Annotated in this window: 3 protein-coding genes and 1 pseudogene; 2 read left to right on the top strand and 2 right to left on the bottom strand. The window is 66.0% G+C overall.

Features of this window, described 5'->3' with window-relative positions:
* Positions 1-240, top strand: a pseudogene (locus Q0L57_RS04090) (Dyp-type peroxidase domain-containing protein); the annotation flags it as partial.
* A 32-nt stretch (positions 241-272) separates the two neighbouring features.
* On the top strand, positions 273-1094 hold the full coding sequence (gene efeO, locus Q0L57_RS04085) for an iron uptake system protein EfeO (RefSeq protein ID WP_296738471.1): 822 nt from the start codon (positions 273-275) through the stop codon (positions 1092-1094).
* A 35-nt stretch (positions 1095-1129) separates the two neighbouring features.
* On the opposite strand, the gene Q0L57_RS04080 is transcribed toward efeO, so the two are convergent.
* Both Q0L57_RS04080 and Q0L57_RS04075 read right to left on the bottom strand, forming a co-directional pair.
* Entirely contained in the window at positions 1130-3295 is a 2166-nt protein-coding gene (locus Q0L57_RS04080; RefSeq protein WP_296738469.1) for a malate synthase G, read from the bottom strand.
* 99 nt (positions 3296-3394) lie between these two features.
* Complete coding sequence (locus Q0L57_RS04075) at positions 3395-5416, bottom strand: hydantoinase/oxoprolinase family protein (RefSeq protein WP_296738467.1); 2022 nt, start codon at positions 5414-5416, stop codon at positions 3395-3397.
* Between the last annotated feature and the right edge of the window lie 332 nt (positions 5417-5748).

Raw genomic sequence — 5748 nt, 5'->3', positions numbered from 1 at the left:
TCGAACGGCGTCAGCAAGGCCAACCAGATGGACATGGGCCTGCTGTTCATCGCCTACCAGGCCGATCTCGAACGGGGCTTCATCGCCGTCCAGAACCGCCTGAGCGGCGAGCCACTGGAGGAATACATCAAGCCGTTCGGCGGCGGCTATTTCTTCGCGCTGCCCGGCGTGAGGGACGAGAACGACCATCTCGGCCGCTCGCTGCTTGAGGCGGCCGCGTCATCTAACACCCACAGCTGATCCCCGAATTCCCGAAACGGAGAGGACATCCCATGAAGTTCCAACGTCAATTGGCCATATCGCTGGTCGCGCTGTCGGCCAGCTTCGCGCCGGCGCTGGCCGCCGTGTCACCGCTTGATCTCGTGCAGCCGATCGCCGACTACAAGATCTATGTGCAGGGCAAGATCGACACGCTGGTGAAGGACACCAAGGCCTTCACCGATGCGGTCAAGGCCGGCGATCTCGCCAAGGCCAAGGCGCTCTACGCGCCAGCCCGCGTCAACTACGAGACGATCGAGCCGATCGCGGAACTGTTCTCCGACCTCGACACCGCCATCGACTCGCGCGCCGACGACCATGAGCAGAAGGAAAAGTCCGCCGATTTCTATGGCTTCCATCGCATCGAGTACGGCCTGTTCAACCAGAACACCACCGATGGTCTCGCCCCGCTTGCCGACAAGCTCTATGCCGATGTGCTGGACCTGCAGAAGCGTGTCGCCGGCCTGACGGTGCCGCCGGAAAAGGCGGTCGACGGTGCAGCCAGCCTGCTGGAAGAAGTGGCCTCCTCGAAGATCTCCGGCGAGGAGGACCGCTACAGCCATACCGACCTTTGGGACTTCCAGGCCAACATCGACGGCGCGCAGAAGATTGTGGCGCTGGTCGAGCCGCTGGCTTCGAAGGAAAACCCGGATCTGATCAAGACCGTGAACGACAATTTCGCCACCGTCGATACGATCCTGTCGAAATATAAGACGGCCGATGGCTTCCAGACCTACGACAAGCTGTCGGAGAGCGACCGCAAAGCACTGGCCGGCCCGGTGACGGCGCTGGCCGAGGACCTGTCGAAGCTGAGGGGAACGCTAGGGCTGAACTGAAGCTCGGCGTCCCCTCCTCCGAGGGGAGTGAGACCTCAGTCCCGCGCCTTCAGCTCCAGCCGCCGCCTGTGCAGCACCGGCTCGGTATAGCCGTTCGGCTGGCTTGTTCCCTTGAACACCAGGTCGCAGGCGGCCTGGAAGGCGATGGAGTGATCGAAGTCCGCAGCCATCGGCTTGTAGAGCGGATCGCCGACATTCTGGAGGTCGACGATGGCCGCCATGCGCTGCAGCGAGTCCCTGACCTGGATTTCCGAGCACACCTTGTGGCGCAGCCAGTTGGCGATGTGCTGCGAGGAGATGCGCAGCGTGGCGCGGTCCTCCATCAGGCCGACGTCGTTGATATCAGGCACTTTCGAGCAGCCGACGCCCTGGTCGATCCAGCGCACGACGTAGCCGAGGATGCCTTGCGAATTGTTGTCCAACTCGCGCTGGATCTCGTCCGGCGTCCAGTTCGGCCGCACGGCCACCGGCACGGACAGAATATCGTCGAGCTTCGCCTTCGGCCGGCTCTTCAGCGCCGCCTGCACGGCGTGCACATCCACCTTGTGGTAGTGCGTGGCATGCAGCGTCGCCGCGGTCGGCGAGGGCACCCAGGCGGTGTTGGCGCCGGCCTTCGGGTGCGCGATCTTCTGTTCCAGCATCGCCGCCATCAGGTCGGGCATCGCCCACATGCCCTTGCCGATCTGGGCATGGCCGGCCAGCCCGCATTCCAGCCCGGTGTCGACGTTCCAGGCCTCGTAGGCGGAAATCCAGGCGGCCTGCTTCATGTCGCCCTTGCGGATCATCGGGCCGGCTTCCATCGAGGTGTGGATCTCGTCGCCGGTGCGGTCGAGGAAGCCGGTGTTGATGAACACCACGCGCTCCCTGGCGGCGCGGATCGCTTCCTTGAGGTTGACGGTGGTGCGCCGCTCCTCGTCCATGATGCCCATCTTGATGGTGTTCCTCGGCATGCCGAGCAGCGCCTCGACGCGGTCGAATATCTCCACGGCGAAGGCGACCTCCTCAGGGCCGTGCATCTTCGGCTTCACCACATACATCGAGCCGGCGCGGGAATTCATCCGTCGGCCGTCGGCGCCGACATCGTGCAAGGCGATCAACGCGGTGATCGCGGCATCCATGATGCCTTCCGGCACTTCATGGCCGTCGCGATCGGTTATCGCCGGATTGGTCATCAGGTGACCGACATTGCGCACCAGCATCAGCGAACGTCCGGGCAGCAGCAACTGGCCGCCATTCGGCGCGGTGTAGCGGCGGTCGGCATTGAGCTTGCGGGTGAAAGTCATGCCGCCCTTGGTGATTTCTTCCGCCAGGTCGCCCTTCATCAGGCCGAGCCAATTGCGGTAGATGACGACCTTGTCTTCCGCATCGACGGCGGCGACCGAATCCTCGCAGTCCTGGATGGTGGTCAAAGCCGACTCCAGGATGACGTCGGCGATGCCGGCCGGATCGGTCCTGCCGATCTGGTTGGCGCGATCAATGACGATCTCGATATGCAGGCCGTTTTTGACCAGCAGCACGGCCTCCGGATTGGCGGCATCGCCGCGGTAGCCGGCGAACTGCTTCGGGTGGGCTAGCGTGGTGGCGCCCGCGCCCTCACCGAGCTTCAATGTGCCGTTCTCGACCGACAGCCCGTTGACGCCGGCCCATTTGCCGCTGGTCAGCGGCACGGACTGGTCGAGGAAATCCTTTGCCCAGGCGATGACTCTGGCGCCGCGCGTGGGATTAAAACCCTTGCCCTTCTCGGCGCCGCCGGTCTCGGGAATGGCGTCGGTGCCGTAGAGCGCATCGTAGAGCGAGCCCCACCGTGCATTGGCGGCATTGAGCGCATAGCGCGCATTCATCACCGGCACGACCAGCTGCGGCCCGGCCACGACCGCGATTTCCGGATCGACATTCTCGGTGCCGACGCTGAACGCCGGGCCTTCCGGCACGAGATAGCCGACCTCCTTCAGGAAGTCCTTGTAACCCGCCATATCGATCGGCGCGCCGTTGGCGCGATACCAGTCGTCGAGCTTTTCCTGGATGGCGTCGCGCTTGGCGAGCAGGGCGCGGTTCTTCGGCGCGAGGTCGTGGACGATATCGGAGAAGCCGGTCCAGAATTGCTCGGCGTCGATGCCGGTGCCGACTGCGGCCTCCTCGGCCACGAAGTCATGGAGCTCCCGGGCGATTTGCAACCCGGCGATCTCAATGCGGTTGGTCATCAGGGCTTCTCCAGATGGTAAGCTTTGCCGGGCGTTTGGCATGTTGAGGCGCAAGGGTCAATTCGGCTTAGGGTGAAGGGCCGCGACCTCCCCTTCCGTTCACACCGCAATCCTCGGCCGCCCCGACGCCACCGCCACCACATGCGCCTCGATGAACATGCGCTGGCTTTCCACCGTGGAGACCTTGAACTCGGTGACGACATCGATCTCGGCGCTGTCGGTGCCGGCATCCCTGGCGCGCTGGGCGGCGATCGCCCGCACATCGGCTTCGGCCGCGGCGATCGCCTTCGCCTCGTCGGTGAAATCGCGCACCATCTGCCCGGACGAGAGCCGGAACAGCCCTTCCTGGGGTTGGCTGACGCGGGCTTCGGCGGAGACGCGCACCTGGCCGACCACGGCGCCGAGCGCATTGGCGACATCGGTGTCCTCCGGCACCACGCAGCCATTGCCGATGAGCGGCGGCAGGCCGGCATAATGAAGGGGCGCCGAGGCGCCGAGGCCGATGACCGGGCGGTCGAGCGCAACGGTGAAGCGGGCAATGCCGGGGTGGGCGTCGACGGCGCGCTGCACCAGCGCATGCGCGACAGTCGCCGCGCCGTCCAGTCCGTCCTCGGCAAAGGCGGTTTCGAGGATATATTCGGCCGACCAGCGCGTCAGCGTGACGAGAACGCGCTCGGCAAGCGCTTCCGGCGTTGCCGCGATCGCCTGGCCGCGGCCGTCACGCCGGCGGGCGAAGAGCTCGGCGCCGAGACGCGCGGCGGCCGGGTCCCAGTTGGCCTGCTTGCCCAGCACATGGGCGGCATCCGAAGGCGTGAAGCCGGAGACATGCACCAGGCCGCGCGACACCAGCCGGTTCAACGTGGCGTTCTGGGCATTCGACGTGAGCAGCCTGTCGAGCGCAAGCGGTGTCGAACCTATCGCCTCATAGAGCTTTGCCTCGGGCGCGGTGAGGCCCGCGGCCAGCCTGTCCGGCACGCCAGTGCGTACTGCGAAGCGCCCGTCCATGCGCCCTGGGTTCGGCGCGCGCAACTGCCTTTCCAGCTCCGATGTCACCGCCTCGCCATGCACCATGCCGGCCAGCGCCAGCGGCACCAGGCGGCGCGGGCCAAGCAGGATTTTCGGATTGAGCGCGCCATCCTCCAGGGCAACTTCGGAGTCGCCGCCCAGGCCGAAGGTGCGCATGGCCACCGCTTCCACCATGGTGCGGAAGCCGCCGACAGTCGCGCCTTCCGGGTCAAGGCGCGGGCGGCCGCCGTCGAGCACGGCGACGTCCGTCGTGGTGCCGCCGATATCCGACACCATGGCGTCGTCGAGACCGGTCATGTGGCGGGCGCCGACAAGGCTGGCTGCGGGGCCGGAGAGGATGGTCTCGATCGGCCGCTGACGAGCGAAGGCCGCAGACACCAGCGCGCCGTCGCCACGCACCACCATCAAGGGTGCCGCGATGCCGCGCTTGGCGAGAAAGCCCTCGGTCGCGGCGACCAGCCGGTCGATCATCGAGATCAGCCGGGCATTGAGCAGCGTGGTGAGCGCGCGGCGCGGACCGCCGAGCTTGGCCGACAATTCATGGCTCGCGGTTACCGGCAGGCCGGTCTTTTCGCGGATCATGTCGCGGGCGGCGAGCTCATGCGCCGGGTTGCGGGTGGCGAAGTAGGCGCAGACGGCAAAGCCCGACACCGAGCCGCCAAGTTCGGGAAGCGCCGCCTCGAGGCCGGAGAGGTCGAGCTTTGCCGCATTGCCATGCACGTCATGCCCGCCGGGGCAGAAGACGACCGGATCGGTACCTAGCGCGGTCTTCAAACCATCCCGTGCGAGATCGGCCTCGGAGAAGCCGATCATGACCAGCGCCACGCGGCCGCCCTGGCCTTCGACCAGCGCATTGGTGGCCAAGGTGGTGGACATCGACACCAGCTTGATCGCCGCCGGATCGGTGCCGGCCTTTTCCAGCACCGCATCGACCGCGCCGGAAATGCCGACGGCAAGGTCGTGGCGCGTGGTGAGCGCCTTGGCCTTGGCCAGAACCTTGCCTTTCGGGCCGCCTTCCTCCGACCACAGCACGGCATCAGTATAGGTGCCGCCGGTATCGATACCGAGGAACAGAGGTTTTGGCTTGGCGGTCATTTGGGGCGGACGTCCGGGGTAAGAGATCGTTGGCTGCCCCTTAGCCGATAAGGATGGATGGATAAAGGCGGGAGCGGTGGGCCAGGGGATGGGGCGTTGGCTATGGAGGATTTATTGAGACGCCGGCGGGGGCAGCACCCCCCTCTGTCCTGCCGGACATCTCCCCCTCAAGGGGCGAGATCAGATGTCGCTGACGGTTTCGCCAATCGCCGACGTTTGCAGCCTGGCCGTTGCAGAAGGAGTGCCGGCCCCCTAAGCAGCCAATCTCCCCCCTTGAGGGGGAGATGCCCGGCAGGGCAGAGGGGGGTGCCTCGCGCCAACCTCAGCGATTG

The sequence above is a fragment of the Mesorhizobium sp. genome (genome assembly GCF_024509055.1).
In the GTDB taxonomy this organism is placed as follows: Bacteria; Pseudomonadota; Alphaproteobacteria; order Rhizobiales; family Rhizobiaceae; genus Mesorhizobium.
The sequence above is the reverse complement of the archived record's forward strand: the minus strand, read 5'-3'. Positions and strand labels throughout refer to the sequence as shown.